The organism is Chitinophaga rhizosphaerae (assembly GCF_003958645.1).
Classification (GTDB): Bacteria; Bacteroidota; Bacteroidia; order Chitinophagales; family Chitinophagaceae; genus Chitinophaga; species Chitinophaga rhizosphaerae.
The window spans coordinates 152,014-171,352 of record NZ_RXLO01000004.1 but is presented as its reverse complement, the minus strand read 5'-3'; the positions used below and the strand labels follow the sequence as shown (position 1 = coordinate 171,352).

General features: G+C 48.1%; 16 protein-coding genes. 1 reads left to right on the top strand and 15 read right to left on the bottom strand.

Features of this window, described 5'->3' with window-relative positions:
• Window positions 1–90: 90 nt before the first annotated feature.
• The gene (locus EJ361_RS11225; RefSeq protein WP_164714193.1) at window positions 91–990 is read right to left on the bottom strand and encodes a hypothetical protein; all 900 of its coding nucleotides are present in this window, start codon (window positions 988–990) and stop codon (window positions 91–93) included.
• A 9-nt stretch (window positions 991–999) separates the two neighbouring features.
• Here EJ361_RS11225 and EJ361_RS25615 point away from each other — a divergent pair, with 9 nt between their 5' ends.
• A complete protein-coding gene (locus EJ361_RS25615; RefSeq protein WP_164714192.1) occupies window positions 1,000–1,503 on the top strand; it encodes a hypothetical protein in 504 nt (167 codons plus the stop codon).
• A 239-nt stretch (window positions 1,504–1,742) separates the two neighbouring features.
• Here the strand turns inward: EJ361_RS25615 and EJ361_RS11220 are convergent, their stop codons facing one another.
• The 14 genes from EJ361_RS11220 to EJ361_RS11155 all read right to left on the bottom strand — a co-directional run bounded on the left by EJ361_RS11220 (window position 1,743) and on the right by EJ361_RS11155 (window position 19,325).
• On the bottom strand, window positions 1,743–2,462 hold the full coding sequence (locus tag EJ361_RS11220; protein ID WP_126245711.1) for a WecB/TagA/CpsF family glycosyltransferase: 720 nt from the start codon (window positions 2,460–2,462) through the stop codon (window positions 1,743–1,745).
• 5 nt (window positions 2,463–2,467) lie between these two features.
• A complete protein-coding gene (locus tag EJ361_RS11215) occupies window positions 2,468–3,664 on the bottom strand; it encodes a glycosyltransferase family 4 protein (protein ID WP_126245710.1) in 1,197 nt (398 codons plus the stop codon).
• Between the two features lie 29 nt (window positions 3,665–3,693).
• Window positions 3,694–4,773 (bottom strand): glycoside hydrolase family 5 protein, encoded by a 1,080-nt coding sequence (locus EJ361_RS11210; RefSeq protein WP_240646623.1) that lies wholly within the window; start codon window positions 4,771–4,773, stop codon window positions 3,694–3,696.
• 5 nt (window positions 4,774–4,778) lie between these two features.
• Window positions 4,779–6,128 (bottom strand): O-antigen ligase family protein, encoded by a 1,350-nt coding sequence (locus EJ361_RS11205; RefSeq protein WP_126245708.1) that lies wholly within the window; start codon window positions 6,126–6,128, stop codon window positions 4,779–4,781.
• Window positions 6,112–7,137: a glycosyltransferase family 4 protein gene (locus tag EJ361_RS11200; RefSeq protein ID WP_126245707.1), complete on the bottom strand. Its 1,026-nt coding sequence runs from the start codon at window positions 7,135–7,137 to the stop codon at window positions 6,112–6,114. Before EJ361_RS11200 ends, EJ361_RS11205 begins: the two co-directional genes overlap by 17 nt.
• Entirely contained in the window at window positions 7,134–7,727 is a 594-nt protein-coding gene (locus tag EJ361_RS11195; protein WP_126245706.1) for a serine O-acetyltransferase, read from the bottom strand. The genes EJ361_RS11200 and EJ361_RS11195 overlap by 4 nt, the downstream gene beginning before the upstream one ends.
• A 40-nt stretch (window positions 7,728–7,767) precedes the next feature.
• Window positions 7,768–9,153 carry an MATE family efflux transporter gene (locus EJ361_RS11190; protein ID WP_126245705.1) on the bottom strand — a complete coding sequence of 462 codons (1,386 nt, stop codon included), beginning with the start codon at window positions 9,151–9,153 and terminating at the stop codon, window positions 7,768–7,770.
• Window positions 9,154–9,206: 53 nt separating this feature from the next.
• Entirely contained in the window at window positions 9,207–10,433 is a 1,227-nt protein-coding gene (locus EJ361_RS11185) for a Coenzyme F420 hydrogenase/dehydrogenase, beta subunit C-terminal domain (RefSeq protein ID WP_126245704.1), read from the bottom strand.
• A gap of 46 nt (window positions 10,434–10,479) precedes the next feature.
• Window positions 10,480–11,724, bottom strand: coding sequence for a polysaccharide pyruvyl transferase family protein (locus EJ361_RS11180; protein WP_164714190.1), 1,245 nt, complete (start codon window positions 11,722–11,724; stop codon window positions 10,480–10,482).
• Window positions 11,725–11,796: 72 nt separating this feature from the next.
• A complete protein-coding gene (gene wecC, locus EJ361_RS11175; protein WP_164714189.1) occupies window positions 11,797–12,999 on the bottom strand; it encodes a UDP-N-acetyl-D-mannosamine dehydrogenase in 1,203 nt (400 codons plus the stop codon).
• A 33-nt stretch (window positions 13,000–13,032) separates the two neighbouring features.
• Window positions 13,033–14,202 carry a non-hydrolyzing UDP-N-acetylglucosamine 2-epimerase gene (gene wecB, locus EJ361_RS11170; RefSeq protein WP_126245702.1) on the bottom strand — a complete coding sequence of 390 codons (1,170 nt, stop codon included), beginning with the start codon at window positions 14,200–14,202 and terminating at the stop codon, window positions 13,033–13,035.
• Between the two features lie 49 nt (window positions 14,203–14,251).
• Entirely contained in the window at window positions 14,252–15,328 is a 1,077-nt protein-coding gene (locus EJ361_RS11165; RefSeq protein ID WP_126245701.1) for a GumC domain-containing protein, read from the bottom strand.
• 46 nt (window positions 15,329–15,374) lie between these two features.
• Window positions 15,375–17,825 (bottom strand): SLBB domain-containing protein, encoded by a 2,451-nt coding sequence (locus EJ361_RS11160; protein ID WP_164714188.1) that lies wholly within the window; start codon window positions 17,823–17,825, stop codon window positions 15,375–15,377.
• Between the two features lie 201 nt (window positions 17,826–18,026).
• A complete protein-coding gene (locus tag EJ361_RS11155; protein ID WP_126245699.1) occupies window positions 18,027–19,325 on the bottom strand; it encodes a nucleotide sugar dehydrogenase in 1,299 nt (432 codons plus the stop codon).
• Between the last annotated feature and the right edge of the window lie 14 nt (window positions 19,326–19,339).

The window sequence follows — 19,339 nt, the reverse complement described above, 5'->3', positions numbered from 1 at the left end:
TGTTATAACACCATTTTTGTGTGATTTTTTGAAACAAAAAGAAAGCCCCTCGGTGCGGAGGGGCTTTCACATATTTTTAGTTCATAATTTTTAAAAATCGTAATAGAACTGGCGGAAGGTGCTGCGGAGGCCGAAATTGAAAATGAATTCCCGGTTGGTGCGCAGGTCGTTTTTCTCGTTACGCAGTGCTGCGGAGGCTTCCAGGCGGAGGTTGTATTTCGGGTTGAGGACGAAGGCGACGGTGCCCTGGCCGTAGAAGAGGTTCGTTTTAAGGCCCTGGCCGATTTTGTTATTGTATTCTTGGTTGCGATCGTTGTATGACTTGAATATATTCTGTCCAACATTATCTTTAGGTGTACGATCGGCCCCGAATTGAGTGAACGTCAACTGCCCGCGCAGATTCCATCTCTTATAATGATAATTGAGGATACCCAGTGCCTCTTTAAAATTGGCCCCCTGGGGGTGTGCCAGCGATTGGTTATAGTGTGCGTAGTTGCCTAATGTGTTCCTAAAGGAGTAGGTATATGGGCGTACCATGTTAAACTCGCCCTGCAGGTCCAGATTGGGTACTTTGAATAAGTCGAACGACCTGAACCCTGCTTGGAGGCCCCATTTGTTGGCCCACCAGCCTTTGTTGCCGAAGAATTCCTTAAACTTGAACTCGTCGAGGAAGAATTGTCCGTATGTTGTCAATTTGGGCAACAGTTTGTATTTGACGTTCATACCTAATGTGGCATTATCCGACGAGCCTACTGAATATTCTGCCGGCCTTAGGAAAATGATGGGATTTGCGTAGCTCCAGTCGAATCCTCTTTTCATGCCTGACGTATCCACATCTCCCCATACAATTGCATCGAACAGGCCGATCGTTAATTTCCTGGAAACATTCCAGTCGAGAAAATGGAACGCGCCCCATTTTTTATTGAATCCCCTGTCTTCATATGCCTGTCCGTAAGTTTTGCCCTGTTTGTCGATGAATTGTGCCCACATGGCGGTGTATTGTACGCGACCGAGTTCGGTTGTCATCCGCAGATAGGGGTAGCTGAATGGGATATCGGAAAGGATGAGCGACCGGTATCCGTCTCCAAAAAAGTTATTCCCGTAGCCGAGGGTGACGTTGAAAAATTGGATGGGTGTATAAGATATGAGGGCATTTACATTGGCGAAGTCATAACTTTTCCCAAGTTTGTCGCTGTATTTGATGGCGCCCTGTCCAGGAATCACCCGGGAGGCACTGACGAAACTGTCTATATAGACTGGGAATACGCCCTGGTTTTCATAAAAGGAGCTTTCCATATAAAATTTCTTCCCGATATTGGCTTGGACCCTGGCGCCCCGGGTATTCAGCCAGAGTGTCTTATCGCGATTACTGCGGCCAATCGTGAAATCCGGGAGGAAGTCTATGAATACATTATAATCTTTTTGGCGGAATTCGAGAAGATGCTCTTTGAAAAGCTTTCTGTGGAAAAACGATCTTTTTTCGGTGGTATCGATATCATATAGGCCTGAGGTATCTTCCCGCAGGATTGTTTTCAGTGCGGTATGCCTGTTTACGGAATCAAGGAATAATTCCCTGATATTTAAATAGTTATATGGTGATATAACTGGGAGTTTTTCTTGTGCACTGGCTACCGACGTTAATAGGGTTCCCATTAATATGATGAAAAAATATTTCATGTGATTTAATTTGATGTTTCGGGGATGCAAATATTATGCCCTTGAATAATTCGGTATGCGACGGTTCAAGGAATATAACGGAAAAATTGGAGGCTTTTTATTAATCTGACGAGTCGGAATAATTTAGGCTCTTTCAGGAACCTGTAAATGCCTTCGAGGCCGATGCGTTGAATGAAACGGGGGGCCCTTTTGATCCTTCCGGCCACAAAATCGAGCGTACCGCCGCATCCGATAGACACTTTTACACCTGCTGCAATCAGTCTTTCCCGATGTTCGGCGATCCAGAATTCCTGTTTCAGAATGCCGAAGGCAACGAAAAGGAAATCTGGGCGGACCTCCGCAACCTTACCCAATATGACGTCGTTATGCTCTTCGGGAAAGGGATACTTGCTATGCGGGGGAGAATAACCATCAACGGTGATGCCGTATTTATCCCGCAGCTTGTGAATCGCTGCAGTGTTTACATCCGGCAAGGCACCCAGAAGGAATACCGACTTGTTGTGTAGCCGGCAATATTCGCAGATATGATATATCAGGTCTGAACCTGATATTTTCTCGTAAACTTTCCCACGGTTGAATAACCTGGAAGCCAGAAAGGGTATTTGTCCATCGAAAGTGACGCATCCCCCGGAAAGCAGTTGGCGGAATGCCGGGTTTTTATTTGCTTCGACGATAAATTCGGCATTGGCGGTGATCACGTGTTTGAACGTAGGGGCGATCTCAATGACATTTTCAAGTCGAAGACCGTTGAATCGAATATTACCAAAGTTGATGACTTCAGGCATGGGTTTTAATTCCGGCTGATAGATGAGTAAATGCGGGCGTAAGAATCGGCGTTGTTAGCCCAGTTACGGTTTTTCAGAACATACTTTTTCGCGTCTGCAATGATTTGTCCATAGTCTGCATCGTGGTCAGGATTGATTGCCCACCTGATTTTTTCTATGAAGTCGGAGGTATCCCTATCTTTGAAGAGTAAACCCGTTTTCATGGGAATGATGATCTCCCGCATCCCGCCAATATCGCTTGCGATAATAAGTTTTCCATGACCCATCGCCTCGATCGGTTTGAGCGGAGTAACGTTGTTGGTAAGATCTGATCCGAAACGCGGGTTCAGTACGCAGTCGATGACGCTGTAGGCTTCACCGATGTTCTCGGGGGAAAGGAGGCCCCGGTATTCTACGTTAGGATATCGATCGATGCTTTGCAAGAAGGATTCGAGATCTTTCCCGTTGCCCCAGAAAAGGAACCTGCAGTCCGGCAAAGCGTCAGCGGCATCCAGGATCATTTCTAACCCCTCATAGAGGTTGATGTTGCCGATAAAACCGAAAACTTTGCGATGAGACCTGTCTGGGAGAGCATTTCCGTTTATGGCCGAAGGCAGGAAGTAAAATGCATTGGGGATGACGTGTGGTGTTTTGCGTACACCGCGCCCAACAAGCCTTTCCCCCAGATTTTTATTAATAACTACCAGTGCGTCCGACTTGTTGCACACCAGGTTCTCGAAATAAATAATGATGGATTTTTGCAAGCGTGCACTCCAGCTTTGGTTGCTGATTACATGTGCACCTTCTTCCCAAAGCGATCTGACTTCATAAATAAACGGCACGCGGGTGAATATGGAAGCGAACTTGGCAGCTAGGCCGGTGAAAAAGGTGGCGTGGGCGTGAATATGGGTGACTTTCTCTTTCTTGGCCAGTTTGTAAACGGTTAGGAAAAAAGAAAAAAGCCGGAAAGTTTTTTTGATCCGGATGAAGAGATTGGATGTTTTGTCAGACGCAAGGTGGTCCGACTTGGCATGTGTACGGTATGTTTTGACTCCATCTATATATTCTACGGTAGCTCCGGGCTGGAACGGCTCCTGGAAGGGCGAGGTAACGGCAATTACATCAATGCCGGCGTCGCGCTGGCTGCGCAGAAGGTCACGGGTGCGAATGCTGGTGCCTAGCTTTGTGGGGAGTGACTGATACAAAACATGCAGTACTTTCATTGTGTATTTTCGGTTGTAAGCTTTAGTTTTTAATATCGCTGCAATAGTGACAGCATTTCCCGATCGAGTTGATGGCCTTTATAGGATTCATATTTTACATCTTTCCTTCCGCTGTCCATCACGCCGAATGTGCCCCTTAGGTTCCAAAGCGCCCATCCCCAATTGTTATCTTTCCAGATGCGGAGCTGGTCTTCCATAAATGAAAGCGTGGCACCATGCGGAGTGGAACCGGTTACGCCCCATTCACCTACCAACACTTTTCCTCCTCTTCCGGCGTAATCCGTCCAGCCGCGGTATTCACGTTTTAGCCGTGTAGGTGTCCATTTTTCGCCTTTGGTGTCTGTGAAGGGCCATTGGAGTCTGTTAGCGGCTTTGAGGGTGCGCCAGGTATCAAAGTTATAGTGTGTGAATTGGCTGGGAGCATATGCATGGAGACTTTGTACAATATTCTTTTCGTTCTGCAGACGGATGGGTCTTCTGCCCAGGTTCAATCCGTCGATAATAATTTTCCTGCCAGAGTCGGTTTGCCGGATCGCACGAATAACTGGTTGCAGGATATTGACGTAATCATTCTGGTTTTCCATGAACGGCGGTTCATTGAGGAGATTGAAGCTCAGGGTATCAGAAGAAATGTTGGCATATCGTTCCGCGATAAATTGCCAATGGCGCCTGAAGCCTGCAGCCGCTCGTTTGCGGTCGGCTTGCGGTCCTTTAAAAAGGTCTGCCGGCTCAAGGTCTCTGCGATTTACGCAGTATCCCGGCGCGCGGTGCAGGGAGAATGTAACGTGAATGTTATTGTCTGCCGCATATTTCACGATGGGGTCTACATACGACTTAAAAAAAGACGCATTGATTTCCGACCAGCTGTTCCTGTTCCCCCAAAGCCAGTAATTCATTGGAATACGGGCATAGTTGAAGCCCCACTCCCGCATAAACGCAAAATCGTTTGCACTGATCGGCGTCTTAAAATTGTCCTGGTAAAGCTCGATGAGATTAAAACCGCGCCAGGTGCCTTGCGGAGTGGCAGATTCGGCGGTTTTGGCGGCCAGCAGTTCCGGAATGGCGAGCGTCATTAGCCCCAGTGATGTCAGAAATTCTCTACGTTCCATCAGGTTCAATTTAAAGATGGTAATAGCACAGGCTTGACTGCCCGAAACTGGTAAAACGTCATTGAACATATTATTCCGACAACGATGAAAATATCGGAGTAATTGAAGAGCGATACGGTATTCAAATTGACCATATACCCGATCACGCCCATCATGAAGTAATATTCCACAGTCATTGGACATACACTTCTCCGAGCGATTCTTGCGCACAAATATACGATAACAATAAATGGGATAATGCCGATCAGGCCATAGGACACGAGAAATTCTAGGTAGGTGTTATGTGCTGCGAAGCTGGCGAAATTGAAAAATTGCCAGTAGCCGATGCCGTTCACCGGGTTTTCGAGGAACAGTTTTAACGCTTGGGAGAACAGGTTAAACCGGCCTGTTCCTCCTTCCTCCACGATATTTTCGCTGATAGATGAGAGCCTTTCAAAAATGCTGGCAGGTAGAAAGAAGGACGAAACCAGGATTACCATGAAACTAGCTGAAATCAGATAAAATCGTTTGACGCCCTTTAAGCTGATGATGTAAAGAAGGAAAATGACGCAAACCGAAAGGTAAGTGCTCCTGCTGTACGAAAAAATAACACCGATGGTGCTGAGCAGCAACAGGAACGCGCTTGCGATCTTATTCTTGCCTTTGGAAAGCAGGAAGTATCCGAAATTGATCGCAAACGGGATCAGGAGTGTAGTCGCGTAATAGTTAGGCTCCTTAAAGGGGGGGATCCAGCGGAGGATTTCCATCCCTTCAACCGCGGTGAAATCTTTCGTTAAATCTTTATCGACCATTTCCATTTTCATATAGGAAAATGGCGTGATGCTATGCAGGAAGCCAATGACCACACCCGTGGCCCCCCAAATGCCCCAGTGCCTGAAAAGCGTTTGCCGGGACTCTGCCGAACGTATGCCGATGATAAAAATAACGAGGGTGAGGAAGGAACTTAGCAGGTAAGCGCTGTAATCCATAATAATATCTGGATATCTTGCCCAGAGGATCGTAGCAAAGCAATACAGGAGGAAAACGGAAGATATTACCACAACATAGGTGGCGGTCATGTTGAAGAGTAGCTTGCCGGTTTTCAGAATATCGAGCGAACTGCGGAAGAGCACCAGCGCCAGTGTGATCTGGAATGGAAGTGGCAGCCCGAGCGCGATGGGATAATTATAATAGAACATTAGGTACAGGCTCAGACCGTAAATGGCGCGACGCAAGCAAAGCCATGCATAGAGCATCAGCGCAAAAAGTTGCAATGGGGCCGACAATTTGATCAACCCCCCGCCACACAACAGACACCAGAGAATGACGAAAGCTGCGTAATCAATATATGTTAAATATTTAAGCCAATGTTTCATGATAGAATGAGGTTAGATTTTCGGCGATACGCCTCCATTGAAACCTGGAATGGACATTTTCAATCGTTTCCGGAGGCACCTGTTGGCCCATGATTGCCGCAACCGCTTTGGAAAACGCGGTAACTTCAGGAACTGCGAACTTGCACCAGGTGGCATCACTGAAGTATTCATCTTTCAGTAAACAATTGGAAGTGCATGCGATCGGCGTGCCTAGCACTATGGATTCTATGAACGTCAAAGGAAAAACCTCCGATTTACTGGGCAACAACACTGCAGTGGCTCCCCTGATCAACCGGGCATATTCCGGGTAATGATTGGGAATAGGCCTCAGGATTTCGGCATCTGTACCCGTATCCCCGATGGTTTGCCGGAGCTGTGCTGCATATGATTCATCCAGAATCGGGCCAATGATCTTGAGGGGGATACCCAGTTGCCTGGCGATCGCAATGGAAATATGCTGGTTTTTCAGCGGGTAGATGCCTCCGACATGCAAGAGATATGGTGCTCCCGCTGGGCGGGGGGTGGAAACGACTTCAGCCGTAAAAGCTTCCGGCAACCCGTTGGGAATGATTTTCTCCGGCAAGGTCTGTGGCCCCAGGTATCCGGTCACCAGCCGCTTTTCCCGGTTGGCCAGGTATACGGCTCCGTCTGCCCCGTTCCAGATTTGTTGTCTTTCTTTATATCCAAGTAGACTAACCGGCGATAGCCGGTTGGCAGTTTGGATGATCGACATGCGTAAGTTGCTGTTGCTATGGTTGAAGACGGGGGAAAGGATCGTTTTGCGTGCTAGTTTTTTCCCCGCTTTGAAAATGCTTAACGAATCAGGTTCCACGCTGAAATGGTGATAAATATCGATGGGCTGGGGAGCGGAGAGGTACTCATAGTAAAGGAGCGCCTTATGCCCCAAAGCTTCCAGTTCCTGCCTGGTTTTCAGGATCTGGTTTTGAAGTCCGCCCGTCCGGAAGAATAGGTCGGGGTAGGTCCCCAAAAGTATGGTCAACTTCTTCATGGCGCAAAAATAAGGCTAAGTCCCAAAGAATGTGGCCCCTGGCCCTGTTGAATGATCGTTGCAGGGATACCGGCCGCCGTTGCGTAATCGGGTAAGTCTGATGTAAGGACCGAGTTGGCACCGATGATCACGTAGTCACCGATCGATATTGGGCCTGCAAGCACGGCACCTGCGCCGATTCTGATGAAATTCCCGATCCTCGGCATCGACTGGATACCTTCCGGCCGCTCGATCTTTTTCCCACTGTTCCCGCCGATAGTGACGTTTTGGAGAATATGAGCATATGATCCGATGCAGGCGTCTTCTCCAATCGTCACCGCCACAGGATGCGCCAGCCTCAGCCCGGGCCCTATCTTCGCTTTCGGGTTAATATCCACACTTCTCCGCAGGTTTTGCCAGTACAGAAACTTCGCCAGCACTTTGCCGGCCAACCCTTTACTATACAGTGCATGCGAAAGTCGTACCCGGATTACGATGCGGAACGAGTAATTCAGGAAGGCTTCCATCAAAAGCCTGGCTTTGGACGGCGAAGTCCGTGCATATCGTAATGCCCGGAAGTCTGCCTTTAAGTATTGTATGATATTACCCATATGCAAGTATTGATGAACCGGAACCACGTTTATCCACTGATTAAAGTTTGATTCGTCTGAAGGTCAGTAAAAGGTAAACCGCGCCCAATAATAAAATCCTTAGGATGAAATGTACTTCGTAATACGCCAGCATCATTTGCAAGACTACGATCACCACTGTCAGCAGGCAAAGAAGTAGTACAAACCTGAAATAACGGAACGGACGTGAGATTTTGAGCGTATCATGTTGTGTAGACAAGATGAAAATGAATTTCATGATCGATACGATGGCTGGAAGCCATACTACCCATTCCCCTTTGGCCGGCGCTAGGATCAGCAGTAGCGATGCGCCCGTCAGGACGATGATACCTTCGCATAGAGAAACTAACCCGTAATATTTCACCTTGTCTATACCCGCAAAAAACACACTTAACGGGATGCTTAATGTGCTGAGCGTAAACGACAGCGTTCCGCCAAGCATCATCCATTCTGTATCTCTAGGATAATCTTTCCCCAGCCATAACTTGAGGATTCCGTCACCTTCCAGGAACGAGATAAGGCAGGCAAACAGCCCGAAAACAAATGAAAGCGACCAGAATTTCTCCACCATTAAGCTGGCGGCTCTGAATTTCTGGCGAGAAAGATATTTATAGGTTGCAGGGGAAGTTAGGATGCCGAAATTAGTGAGGCTCCGGTTGATCAGCGAACCGATCTGGAATGTGAGTGCCATTTTGGTAAGGATCACGGCAGTCAGAAAATGTTGAGAAACGACCAACAGTCCGGATGTTACCATGTAAATACCAATATAAGTTAGCAGCATCCAACCGGCGAACATAAAGAATTCGATGACCCTAGCGGTAGACAGCAGGCTCAAGTTGAAAGTAACCTGCGGCAGTGTTTTGCGGAATTGATAGGCGAGTATCGTACAGGTAAAAAGATTGCTGACAATATTGGAAATTGCGATCACCCAGATGTTGTTTGCCACATATTCCAAAAGTCCCACCAGCATTCCGAGGTAGATGATCTGGCCAGCTATGAACGCCAAGGAAGAGGGAACGAACCGTTCCGCATAGAAATTACCGCTTGCCAGAATACCTGTAAAGGCACTCAGGACGGGCACCAGGATCATGGTTACGGTGAACTCCGGCGGGAGTTCACCCCATATGGAAGGGTTATATAAAAGGCCGCCGATGATGATGATCATGCAAGCCATAGCGATGACGCCGACAGAAAAGAATGAATTTGTAAAATAACTGCTGGCTTCCTTGAATTTGCCCCCGGTGACATTTTGTGTCAGGAATCGCATAACAGCACCTGTCAGGGAGCTGCTCAGGACGGATACCAGGTTAATAATGGAAAGAACGATAGCGAGGTTGGCGTAAACGCCCGGTCCCAAATGGTTGAATATTATGCGGATAGAGATGAGGCCCGTTACCGCGGTTACCACGAATCGCAGTTGTTGAACGACTATGTTGGCAATTCTCGTATTCCTTTCACTTGTCATCTCTTCACTTTATTTTTCCAAAGCTGGAAGGATTTTCGTTTTTTATTGAGCAAGACATAAATTTCGTGGAAGTACGATCCAGCCCTGGGCAATGAAAGGTCCCATTTCGGAATACGGATACCCGCCATGCGGGAAACGAACATCCGTTTGTATTGTCTGAATTTTTTGGAGGTGATGTTAAGGCGCTGGGAGCGGATCACTTCTTCTTCTGTTACTGGCTCGTACAATATGTTCCCCTTGCCTTTTATCTGTCCGAACAGTTGTTGCGCCCTTGGCGAGCGCAGGAGGATGATCGACCAGGGCTTATCCGTTTGGCGGTATTTTTCGAGCCAGGCATCTCCACAGGAGAAATCGGCCAATTCGCCGGTTGCGTCTACGCAATACACGCAGCGTTTCTCCTTGGGTATCGGGCAGTCACGAAGGTATTCGGGGTACTTTCTTTTGACTTCCTGGTTATCTTTATTCCGAATGATCATATATCCCGGCTGGCCTTCACCCCTGAACTGAAAATGGCGTACATCTGCGGGAATAATGCCTTCTTTGCGGACCAGGTAACGGAGACTGCTGTAGTCTTTGTACCCACCGCAAAAATTGGCCATGGTGTACGGAAATATTTCACGTAATGCAGGATCGAGGCGCATCATGAGGTTCAATGCGGCCACCTGGCATGGGAGACCCACGAAAAAGTACTTCCCCCCGGATTTGCGGCAGGAGTCGACCAGCATATTAATTGAAGTCGGGGCATATTTGGAACCTTGGGACTGCATCAGTTCCGGCAGGTTTCGGGCTATGTACATCTCAACTAGCGGACCCTCTATCTCTCCGTACGTGAACCGGGTGGCGGTTACGCCGTCAACAATGCCGTTTTCGAGCATGTATATCGCTAGTTCGGTCATGATTCCGCCGGATGATGCCTTTTCAAGTATTTCCTGCCGGGTGCTGTGGACTGCCCAAGCTTCTGCGTACCGTCCCAATTCGAAACTGTATCCGCTATTCGGGAAATTTTCTTTTCCCATCTGCACGATCTGGTATCCTTTCCCGGGGCAAATCGAGAGCAGTTGCTGTTCCAGGGCGTTGTCGCGATTCCGGTCAGGCAGTGCAGGCACGAATTTCCTGCCATTTTTATCCAGCCTCATTCCGACTATATATTCCGGAGCGGCCGCAAAACAAGCGCCGCAGGAAATGCAGAGATCTGCCTGTATGACGTCTCGAATACTCTTCATTTATAATTTGTTTTTTCAGGCCCGATAGTACGGGCGGGGCTCTTCATCACTTGATGAGCCCGGATGATACTGCCATCAGTTGTTCCCTGATCTGCTGATAATGCCTGGTCACTTCTTCTTTTAACTTTACCCGGTTTTGATAATTCTGTATAGCGATTTCACCGGCTTTTTGTGCCGGTACTTCATCGATATTAATGATGTTCTCCGAAAATCCGGCGAAATCTTTCAGGATTTCATGGGTCCTCCCGTCGCGGCTGCTGGTGATGGCGACGGCGGCTGTCTGTACACCTACGCTCCCGATGAGGGAATGCGTCCGCTGGCCGATGAGGAAATCGAGCTGGCAGATAATGCCTTTTAACGTAGTAGCCGGAAGGTCATCTTCCATGACGATGCAGGAAGCGGCATGCCGCATATTTGAAATAACGATGCGCGCGTTCTCGACGTCGTCGTTTTTGCCCGGTACGATACTATGGGGCAGGAAAATAACCTGTTCTCCTGTTTTTTCAATGAAGTCGTCGAAAATTCCCGCGAGGTATTTCCAATACCCCTCCATGTCGGAATTCCATTTTTGCATAAAGGGCATGGTATGAATATCGTTCTGGCAAACCGTTGCGCCGATGAAGGGGCGGTTTGCCCGGCGGAGGGAGGTGTACCAATTGTATTTGCCAAGTACTTCCTGGACAATGGCGGGGGCTGCTGGCGCCATGAGGAAGGCGGGATCAGGAGCCAGTACCGCATCTACACTGCCGGCTGGTGCGAGGGCCTTCATGTACTTATATGGAGTACTTTCTCTAAAAACAGCAAAATCCGCTACTGCCATACATTGGGAATAAACTTTCCGCTGTATTTTCTCGCGCCATCCACCGGCTGGCAAATGGTAGAACCCGGAACCGAGGATACCGCTTCTTTTACCTTCTCTTTGGGCTTTGATAAGCAACATGGCGCTGGCGGGTTTAAAGTATCCGTCGTGCCCAACGATCATCAGGTCCATATCCCGCCAGAAATCTGCTAGCTGTTTCATGTCGGGGTTGGAAGTATGCATGTTCCTGATCTTGCCTTCCAGGCCGATCGCGTAAAGGAAATCCCATATCACCCGGTTGTACCGGTAGTATTTGCTGGGCCAAACTGAATTTTCAACCCATCTGCGGGGAAAGATCGTCACATTGCCGACGGTTTTTACGGTTGGAGTATCGTCCAGAATACCCCAGGTCAATTCATACTGGCCGGGATAACTGGCGTGGATCATACTTTCGTATCCACGGAGGATCGCTTCTTCCCCTTTATTCTGCATCGGAATATACTCCGGTACAAATATTTTTAATTTTTTCATTGCAGCTTAGTCGGTCGCGTTTGCTAATCGTATTTATCTGTTAAGTATACCACAGAAATCCAGCAGGATTTTATCGGTGTTTTCTTTCTTGAATTGACTATGTCCTACGAAATAGGCCAGGATATCGGCATCCCGCAGGGCTGTCGGAATATCGGTCAGTTTGATGCCTTGGATCGATTGGATGTTAGGCTCAACGGCTTCGATGTTAAAGCCGGCTTCCACGAGCTTGTGGGTGATTTCAAGCGCCGGAGATTCCCGCAGATCGTCGATATTCGGCTTAAAAGCAAGGCCCATGCAGGCGATCAACGGTTTACGCCCGTTTTTCAGCTCGAACTCGAGCGCTGTATTCCTGACTTTTTCGAATACCCATGCCGACTTGTAATTATTTACTTCGCGGGCGGCCCTGATCATTTTGGCCTGTTTGGGGAAATCATGGACGATGAACCAGGGGTCTACCGCGATGCAATGCCCGCCCACGCCACTGCTGGGCTGAAGCACATTTACACGGGGATGCTTGTTTGCCAAATGTATAAGCTGCCAGACGTTAATACCGGCTTCGTCGCAAATAAGGGAGAGCTCATTTGCAAATGCTATGTTGACATCCCGGTAGGAGTTTTCTACCAATTTGCACATTTCTGCCGTACGCGCGGTGGTGGGGTGTAAGGTTCCCTTGATGAACCGGCTGTAGAATGCCATGGCTTTCTCCGTAGATGCGTCATCTATTCCGCCTATCACGCGGTCGTTGTGTTCCAGTTCGTAGATTACGTTGCCGGGCAATACTCTTTCCGGGCAATATGCGATGAAGTATTTGTTGCGCAGTTCCGGACGCAAATCATCCAGCAACTCCTTAAGCTTTTCGGTAGTGCGGACGGGAGAAGTGGATTCCAGTACTACCAGCGCCCCTTCGTTAAGGAACGGAGCGAGGTTGCGGCCAGCGTCCATTACATACGAGATATCCGGTTCATGGTCATTTTTGAACGGAGTAGGTACTGCTATCAGGTAAACAGGCGCCGTTGCTGGTTGTGTAGACGCCCGGAGAAAGCCCGAGTTGACGGTGTGATGTACTAATCCTGCCAGATCAGGTTCTACGATATGGATTTTGCCGGCATTGATGGTATCTATGACAAGCGGGTTTATATCTACTCCATGAACTTTCAGTCCTTTTCCTCCCATCAGGGCTGCGGTTGGTAATCCGATATAGCCGAGCCCAACCATTACTACGTCAATTTGTTGCATTTGTATTGAATTTATATTGAATGTATGATGGGTTTAAGCGAGTGATGGCTCCGCGAGGATTTCCCCATTTAACGTTTTCAGATAATGTACGATGGTGGCAGATGATTTTCCGTCGCCATAAGGATTGTGTAAAATGCTCATCTTTTTGTACCGCTCCTCGTTCTGTATCAAATTTAAGGCTTCGGCTACAATTTTTGCTTTGTCTGTTCCTACAAGGATTACGGTTCCGGCATCTACCGCTTCGGGCCGTTCGGTGGTGTCGCGTAAAACGAGCACGGGTTTCCCTAGGCTGGGTGCTTCTTCCTGTATACCGCCACTGTCTGTTATAATGATGGTGGCCTTATCCATCAGCCAAACGAATGCTGGATACGTCAGCGGATCGATGAGGTGGATCTGAGGATGACTGCCGAGCAGACTGAAAACGGGCTCCCTGACGTTGGGGTTAAGGTGAACGGGGTAGATGACCTGGACGGCCGGGTCTGCTTCGCATATGTCCAGAAGAGCCTGGCAGATCCTTTTGAAACCATCCCCGAAATTCTCCCGGCGATGGCCGGTTACGAGTATCAGTTTCTGGCACCTTCCTACCAATTGCCTGATTGATGCTATTTCCGGGTGTTGGAACTCAGGTGAGTTCACTTTCCTGACACTTTCCATCAGTGCATCAATGACCGTATTTCCGGTAACGATGATCTGTGACGTGGGAACCTGTTCGTTTAGTAGATTTTGACGCGATCTGCCGGTGGGGGCGAAATGAAAATCGGCCAGCCTGCCCGTCAACTGTCTATTGATCTCTTCGGGGAAAGGGGCCATTTTATTGTACGTCCGCAAGCCCGCCTCCACATGGCAAATCTTTACGCCGGCATAAAATGCCGCCAGCGCAGAAATGGTGCTGGTGGTAGTATCGCCGTGGACAAACACGAAATCGGGTGCGAAGTCTTCATAGACGGATTTCATGCCTAACAATACGTCGGATGTTAACTGATAAAGATTCTGGTTGGGGCGCATGATATTAAGATCGTAGTCGGGGACGATCTCGAAGAATGCCAGTACCTGGTCGAGCATTTCACGATGTTGCGCAGTGATGCAAACCCGGGAATCGAAAGTTTCACTGTTTCGTTGAAACTCTTTTACCAGGGGAGCCATTTTAATGGCTTCCGGCCGCGTCCCGAAGACAACCAGCACTTTCTTTTTGGGTGATAGCATTTTTGGATTTTTCTATAGAGGTTAGATATTATTACAATCAAAAGCTCGTTTAGCTAATAATATCCCTGAGCGATTTGCGAATCACCAGGAACAGCACCACCAGGAATCCAGCTAGAAACCCTCCAATAGCAATACCTTTAACTTTCCCGACCTTATCTTCTTCCAACGGTAGGATCGGGGTGTCAACGATTTGTATGATTGGTGTTTCCTGGTTCATGGCAATTTTTGTGATCTCCAAGTTTTTCACCACCTCAAGGTACATCGTTTGCAACATGATCTTGTCTCGGGTGGCCAACTCCGTCGGCACCATGGCCATGCTCCTGGCTGGGTTCGTATTGATGTCCTGGGTGGCTGCGACCGATGCGGTTTTCTTGTTCAGTAGGATGCCTAGGGAATCTGCGATGCCCTGAAGCTTGTCGACGTTTGCTGAAGAACGCTGAGTTTTGGTTTGGATGTAAAAGTCGATGGCCTCGTCAACCAGCCGCTCTGTAAACAGTTTGGAAAACATTTCACTGGGGGTGGTCGTCTGGACCACTATGAAATTGAGCTTTTTATCGGGTCTGGCGATTTTCAGACGATGTTTTAGAATCCCTTCGTAGATGATATTAAGGACACTGTCTTGCTGAAGGGTGAACTTGGACCGGTCAGTGTTGGTAGGGAATTGTATATCGCGGATTTGTTCGTTAGACTTCCATGCGTCGCGAAGTTCATATACGTCGATATACATGTTGGCAAGCGATTGCTTCTTGCCGCTGTCTCCCACTGGACTCAAAAGGGTTTTTTGTATTAGAAGCCGTGATTTCATAAATTCGAGGATATTATCCCCCGAGAAAAGGCCGCTACTATTTCCGCCGAGGTCAATCCCGAACTGGCTGGCAAGGCCGGCATAGGCGGCGAAGGGGTTTGATTTGCCGTCTTCTAGCGTAAAAGTTAATTCCGCGACATATTGCGTTTTGGAAAATAAAGAATAAGTCAGGCCCAATGCTCCACCGGCGAGACCTACGATAAGAATTAGCACCCATTTCGAGAGTAGGTAACTGAACCAGTCCTTGATCTTTAAGAAAAGGTCCTTCAGCGATAACTCCTCATTGACTGACCGGGATCCGGGATTATTGATTGACTCCATATGAATTGCAGGTGAGATTAATAGCGGTTAGAATTCGGGTGGTTTACTATTTGACGCGGTCCATGATAGTAACGATAATCAAAGCTAGCGACGCGAACCCAGCTGCCATGCCCACAACCTCTTGCCCGGAAAATTTCTTCTTGTCACCCTTCTTCGGAATATAAATATCCGCACCAGGCCTGATAGCCGGATAACGGTTGAAGAAAAGCACCTTGCGCGTGCTCTTCACTTCTCCATTTGCATAGACCACGTAGCTGGCTTTCTTAAGCGAATTGCTGGTGAAACCGCCCGCTGCTCGAACGTAATCCCTGAATCGTCTACCCTGTGCATATTGTACTTTCTTTGGGAAGTAAATTTCGCCAAATAGCTGTACCGTCTGCAGTTTTTTGGGAATTTTGATAATGTCTCCCTGCTCCAGCAACAGGTCCGAACGGCTTCCGGGATGTGAGAGGATGTTTAAAAGGTTGATATCTACCAACTGATCGCGGAAAGACAATGTTTTCTGCAAGGTTGCAATATCACTGCTGTCCTGGAGCTTGTTGAAATATATTTGCAGCTTATTCTGCAGCAGCGCACTGTCGCTGGCATTCACAAAAGTTTTCCGAAGCAGTACGGCGCCTTCCGGATATGCATCCGGAAGCAGGCCTCCAGCCCGGTTCAGAATGTCGGAAATTCGGTCTTCTTTCGATCTTAATACATATTGACCGGGATAAAGAATCTCTCCGTCTATGGATACTGATTGCTGTTCATGATATACCGGGGATCTCCGTACGATCACTTCATCGAAAGGCTGTAATGAAAATCCTGACATAGCAGTAAGGTCGGTCATGTCGAACTGGGCGACGATCACGATGTTTGAGTCAGGGGAAGACGCAAGGGCATTGCGGATTCTCCGTGAAATTTCGATCCTTTTCAATGTGGCTGCGTCTTTCAGACCTCCGGCCACCAGTATAAGATCGGCAATCTGCATAGAGTCGGCGAACTGGAAATATCCTGGATTGTTCACTTCTCCGGAAATTTTAACCTGGAATGCTTCTTTCAGATTATTGTGGGAATATACTACGATACTGTCTTCCCGCTGCAAGGGAACATCATTCCGGCCGCTCAGGATGTTTTTAAGATTGACGCTGGTGCTGTATGGTTTCAGTTCCCCGTTCAGACGGAAGATTAGCGCCCTTTCAAGCGAAGCATCTTCCTTAAAGCCGTCTGCCTTCTTGATAAGCGAGCCCAGTGTCATGCCGGGCTCAAGGGCATATTCTCCCGGATGGAAGACTGCTCCAGAAAGTATAACCCGGTTTGAAAACCGGTTTAGTATTGCTTCTACAAAATACTTGTCGCCCGATTTGGGTTTAAAACCTGCAACTTCCGCAGCAGAAATATTGATTACCTCCCGTTCCTTGTTGGAGATCCTGTAAGCACGGATAACATCTTTATAAGACACATCGGTGTATCCGCCAGCGAGATTGATAACATCCTGTAGAGTTTCCCCCTCCTTTACCTCGAAAATTGCCGACCGTTTTACTTCGCCCACGATTTCCACTCTCGATTGGTAAGGTGTTACCTTGATGATATCCTGATCGCGAAGCACAATGTTATTAGTGAGGTCTCCGTTGCGTAAAAAGTCATAAAGGTCGAACTTGGTGATCGCCGTACCGTTTCGGATTACCTGGATGTCGCGGAACGAACCGTTTTCGTTTGGTCCTCCGGATACATACAGGGCATTGGCGATAGTGGCGAGGGAGGGTAGGGTGTATGAACCGGGCCGTACCACTTCCCCGATTAGCAATACGCGAATGCTTCGGATATTGCCCAGTGTAAGCTGCACGGAAGTGTTGCCAGACTTTATGCCCCCGTATACGGTGCTAAGTTGTTTGGTGATGCGTTCACGTGCCTCAATGATTGTGAGTCCGCTGACATAAACGGGGCCTACGTATGGAATTCTGACATAACCTTCAGGAGAAACTTTCAGTTTATGTTGCACCTCCGAATAACCATACACATCAACGATCAACTCATCGTCCGCCGCGATCTGGTAATTGGGAGGTGTGGGTATGCGCAAATTCGGCTCGAACGTGAGATTTTTATTATTGAATAATTCCGAACCATAAATTCGCTGACGCCGCACATCTTCCAAAGAAAGCGGCTGTATGTCCCGCGCAGAGATCATCTTCCCATCGATTATCGAACGGTCTGCAACTTGTGTTTCAGCCTGAGGGGACCTTTCCTTGCTTGTCAATTCCTGCCCCAGGTTCAAGCTGCTGATTCGGGCTTTCAGTTTAGCCGCCTCCGATGGAGCAATGCCTTTTTGCGACGCAAAATTATCGATCTGATCCAACCCTACATTGTTCTTTTTCATCTCGGAAACGATTTGGCGGACCTGATCATCCGTCAGGTCGTCCACTTTTATTTGCTGAACATTAACAGTAGGTGGTATAACTTGTGCTTGCAGACTGATGCTAAACATCAGTAAATAAAGGGGCAGCAGTATGTTCTTCATGTAGTTCCGGATAATCATTCTTAATTTGTATGATCGAAATAAGCAAAGTCCTTGCCAATGAAGGGCTTGCGTAAAAGAAAGGGCAAATTTATCAAAAATAACATATAAATGTTAGTAGGGATATAAATTAATGATTTTTGAAATTTGATTTAACAGTTGTGCGCAATTGGTATTTAGGTATGCAGATCTGCACTTTTGAAATCACAATCTGGCGTCTACCTTGCTTCTGTCTAGTACCGATTTGGTATCGAAAATAATCGTACCATCGTCTTTCCGCAGGCTGTTATAATCCATTTCCAAGAATACGGTATGGGATACCGCGAGCACGATGGCGTCGTAACGCCCGGAAATAGCAGGCGCCAGGCAAATACCGTATTCTTCTTTCACTTCTTCAGAATTGGCATGTGGGTCGAATACGTCTACGGTCATCCCGAACTGCTGAAGTTCCCGGTAAATATCCACCACCCGCGAATTGCGGATATCGGGGCAATCTTCCTTGAAAGTAATCCCCAGGATTAACGCCCGGGCACCATTTACCTGGATTCCTTGCCGGATCATCAGTTTCACCACTTTATTAGCCACGAACATACCCATGTTATCATTTACCCGCCGGCCGGATAGGATTACCGCCGGATGATAACCCAACGCCTGCGCTTTATGAGCCAGGTAGTAGGGGTCTACACCGATGCAATGCCCACCTACGAGCCCTGGTTTGAACTTCAGGAAGTTCCACTTCGTGGCCGCAGCGTCGAGTACGTCATGCGTATCGATGCCGATCCGGTCGAAAATAAGCGCCAGCTCATTGACAAAGCTGATATTAACATCGCGCTGGGCGTTTTCGATCGCCTTGGAAGCTTCTGCCACCTTCATGCTGGGGGCTTTATGAGTGCCCGCCTCAACAATGGAGCTGTAAAGCGCGTCTACCAGGTCGGCGATCTCCGGCGTGCTGCCCGAGGTCACTTTCATGATTTTGGTAAGCGTGTTGACCTTATCGCCGGGATTGATCCGCTCCGGGGAATAGCCGCAATAAAAATCTACGTTGAAAGTCAGGCCAGACACCTTTTCCAGGACAGGAACGCACACTTCTTCCGTACAGCCCGGGTAAACTGTGGATTCATATATTACTATATCGCCCCGCTTGAGCACGCTGCCCAGCATTTCCGATGCCTTGATCAGCGGATTGAGGTCCGGGGATTTATATTGGTCGATCGGGGTAGGAACGGTAACTATATAGGTATTATACTGCTGCAGGTCGGTTTTATTAGAGGAGAACGATAAGCCGTTTTGTTTGCCCGCGGAGCCGGAATGCCCACTCATGGCCTTTCTGAGATCCTCAAGGTTGGCTTCCATAGTATGGTCTTCGCCGCGAGACAGCTCCTCGATCCTGGAAATATTAATGTCGAATCCCAATACATCGTACTGTTTACCGAACTCGATAGCCAGCGGCAGGCCAACGTAACCCAATCCAATGATAGCGATTTTTCTTTCTTGAAGGTTCATTTTCAGTAGTTTAT

Excerpts from the sequence above, each read along its gene's own strand:
- EJ361_RS11225 (WP_164714193.1), bottom strand. The coding sequence starts at position 990 with ATGTGGGCACAATTCATCGACAAACAGGGCAAAACTTACGGACAGGCA.
- EJ361_RS11220 (WP_126245711.1), bottom strand. The coding sequence starts at position 2,462 with ATGCCTGAAGTCATCAACTTTGGTAATATTCGATTCAACGGTCTTCGA.
- EJ361_RS11215 (WP_126245710.1), bottom strand. The coding sequence starts at position 3,664 with ATGAAAGTACTGCATGTTTTGTATCAGTCACTCCCCACAAAGCTAGGC.
- EJ361_RS11210 (WP_240646623.1), bottom strand. The coding sequence starts at position 4,773 with ATGGAACGTAGAGAATTTCTGACATCACTGGGGCTAATGACGCTCGCC.
- EJ361_RS11205 (WP_126245708.1), bottom strand. The coding sequence starts at position 6,128 with ATGAAACATTGGCTTAAATATTTAACATATATTGATTACGCAGCTTTC.
- EJ361_RS11200 (WP_126245707.1), bottom strand. The coding sequence starts at position 7,137 with ATGAAGAAGTTGACCATACTTTTGGGGACCTACCCCGACCTATTCTTC.
- EJ361_RS11195 (WP_126245706.1), bottom strand. The coding sequence starts at position 7,727 with ATGGGTAATATCATACAATACTTAAAGGCAGACTTCCGGGCATTACGA.
- EJ361_RS11185 (WP_126245704.1), bottom strand. The coding sequence starts at position 10,433 with ATGAAGAGTATTCGAGACGTCATACAGGCAGATCTCTGCATTTCCTGC.
- EJ361_RS11180 (WP_164714190.1), bottom strand. The coding sequence starts at position 11,724 with ATGCAGAATAAAGGGGAAGAAGCGATCCTCCGTGGATACGAAAGTATG.
- wecC (WP_164714189.1), bottom strand. The coding sequence starts at position 12,999 with ATGCAACAAATTGACGTAGTAATGGTTGGGCTCGGCTATATCGGATTA.
- wecB (WP_126245702.1), bottom strand. The coding sequence starts at position 14,202 with ATGCTATCACCCAAAAAGAAAGTGCTGGTTGTCTTCGGGACGCGGCCG.
- EJ361_RS11165 (WP_126245701.1), bottom strand. The coding sequence starts at position 15,328 with ATGGAGTCAATCAATAATCCCGGATCCCGGTCAGTCAATGAGGAGTTA.
- EJ361_RS11160 (WP_164714188.1), bottom strand. The coding sequence starts at position 17,825 with ATGAAGAACATACTGCTGCCCCTTTATTTACTGATGTTTAGCATCAGT.
- EJ361_RS11155 (WP_126245699.1), bottom strand. The coding sequence starts at position 19,325 with ATGAACCTTCAAGAAAGAAAAATCGCTATCATTGGATTGGGTTACGTT.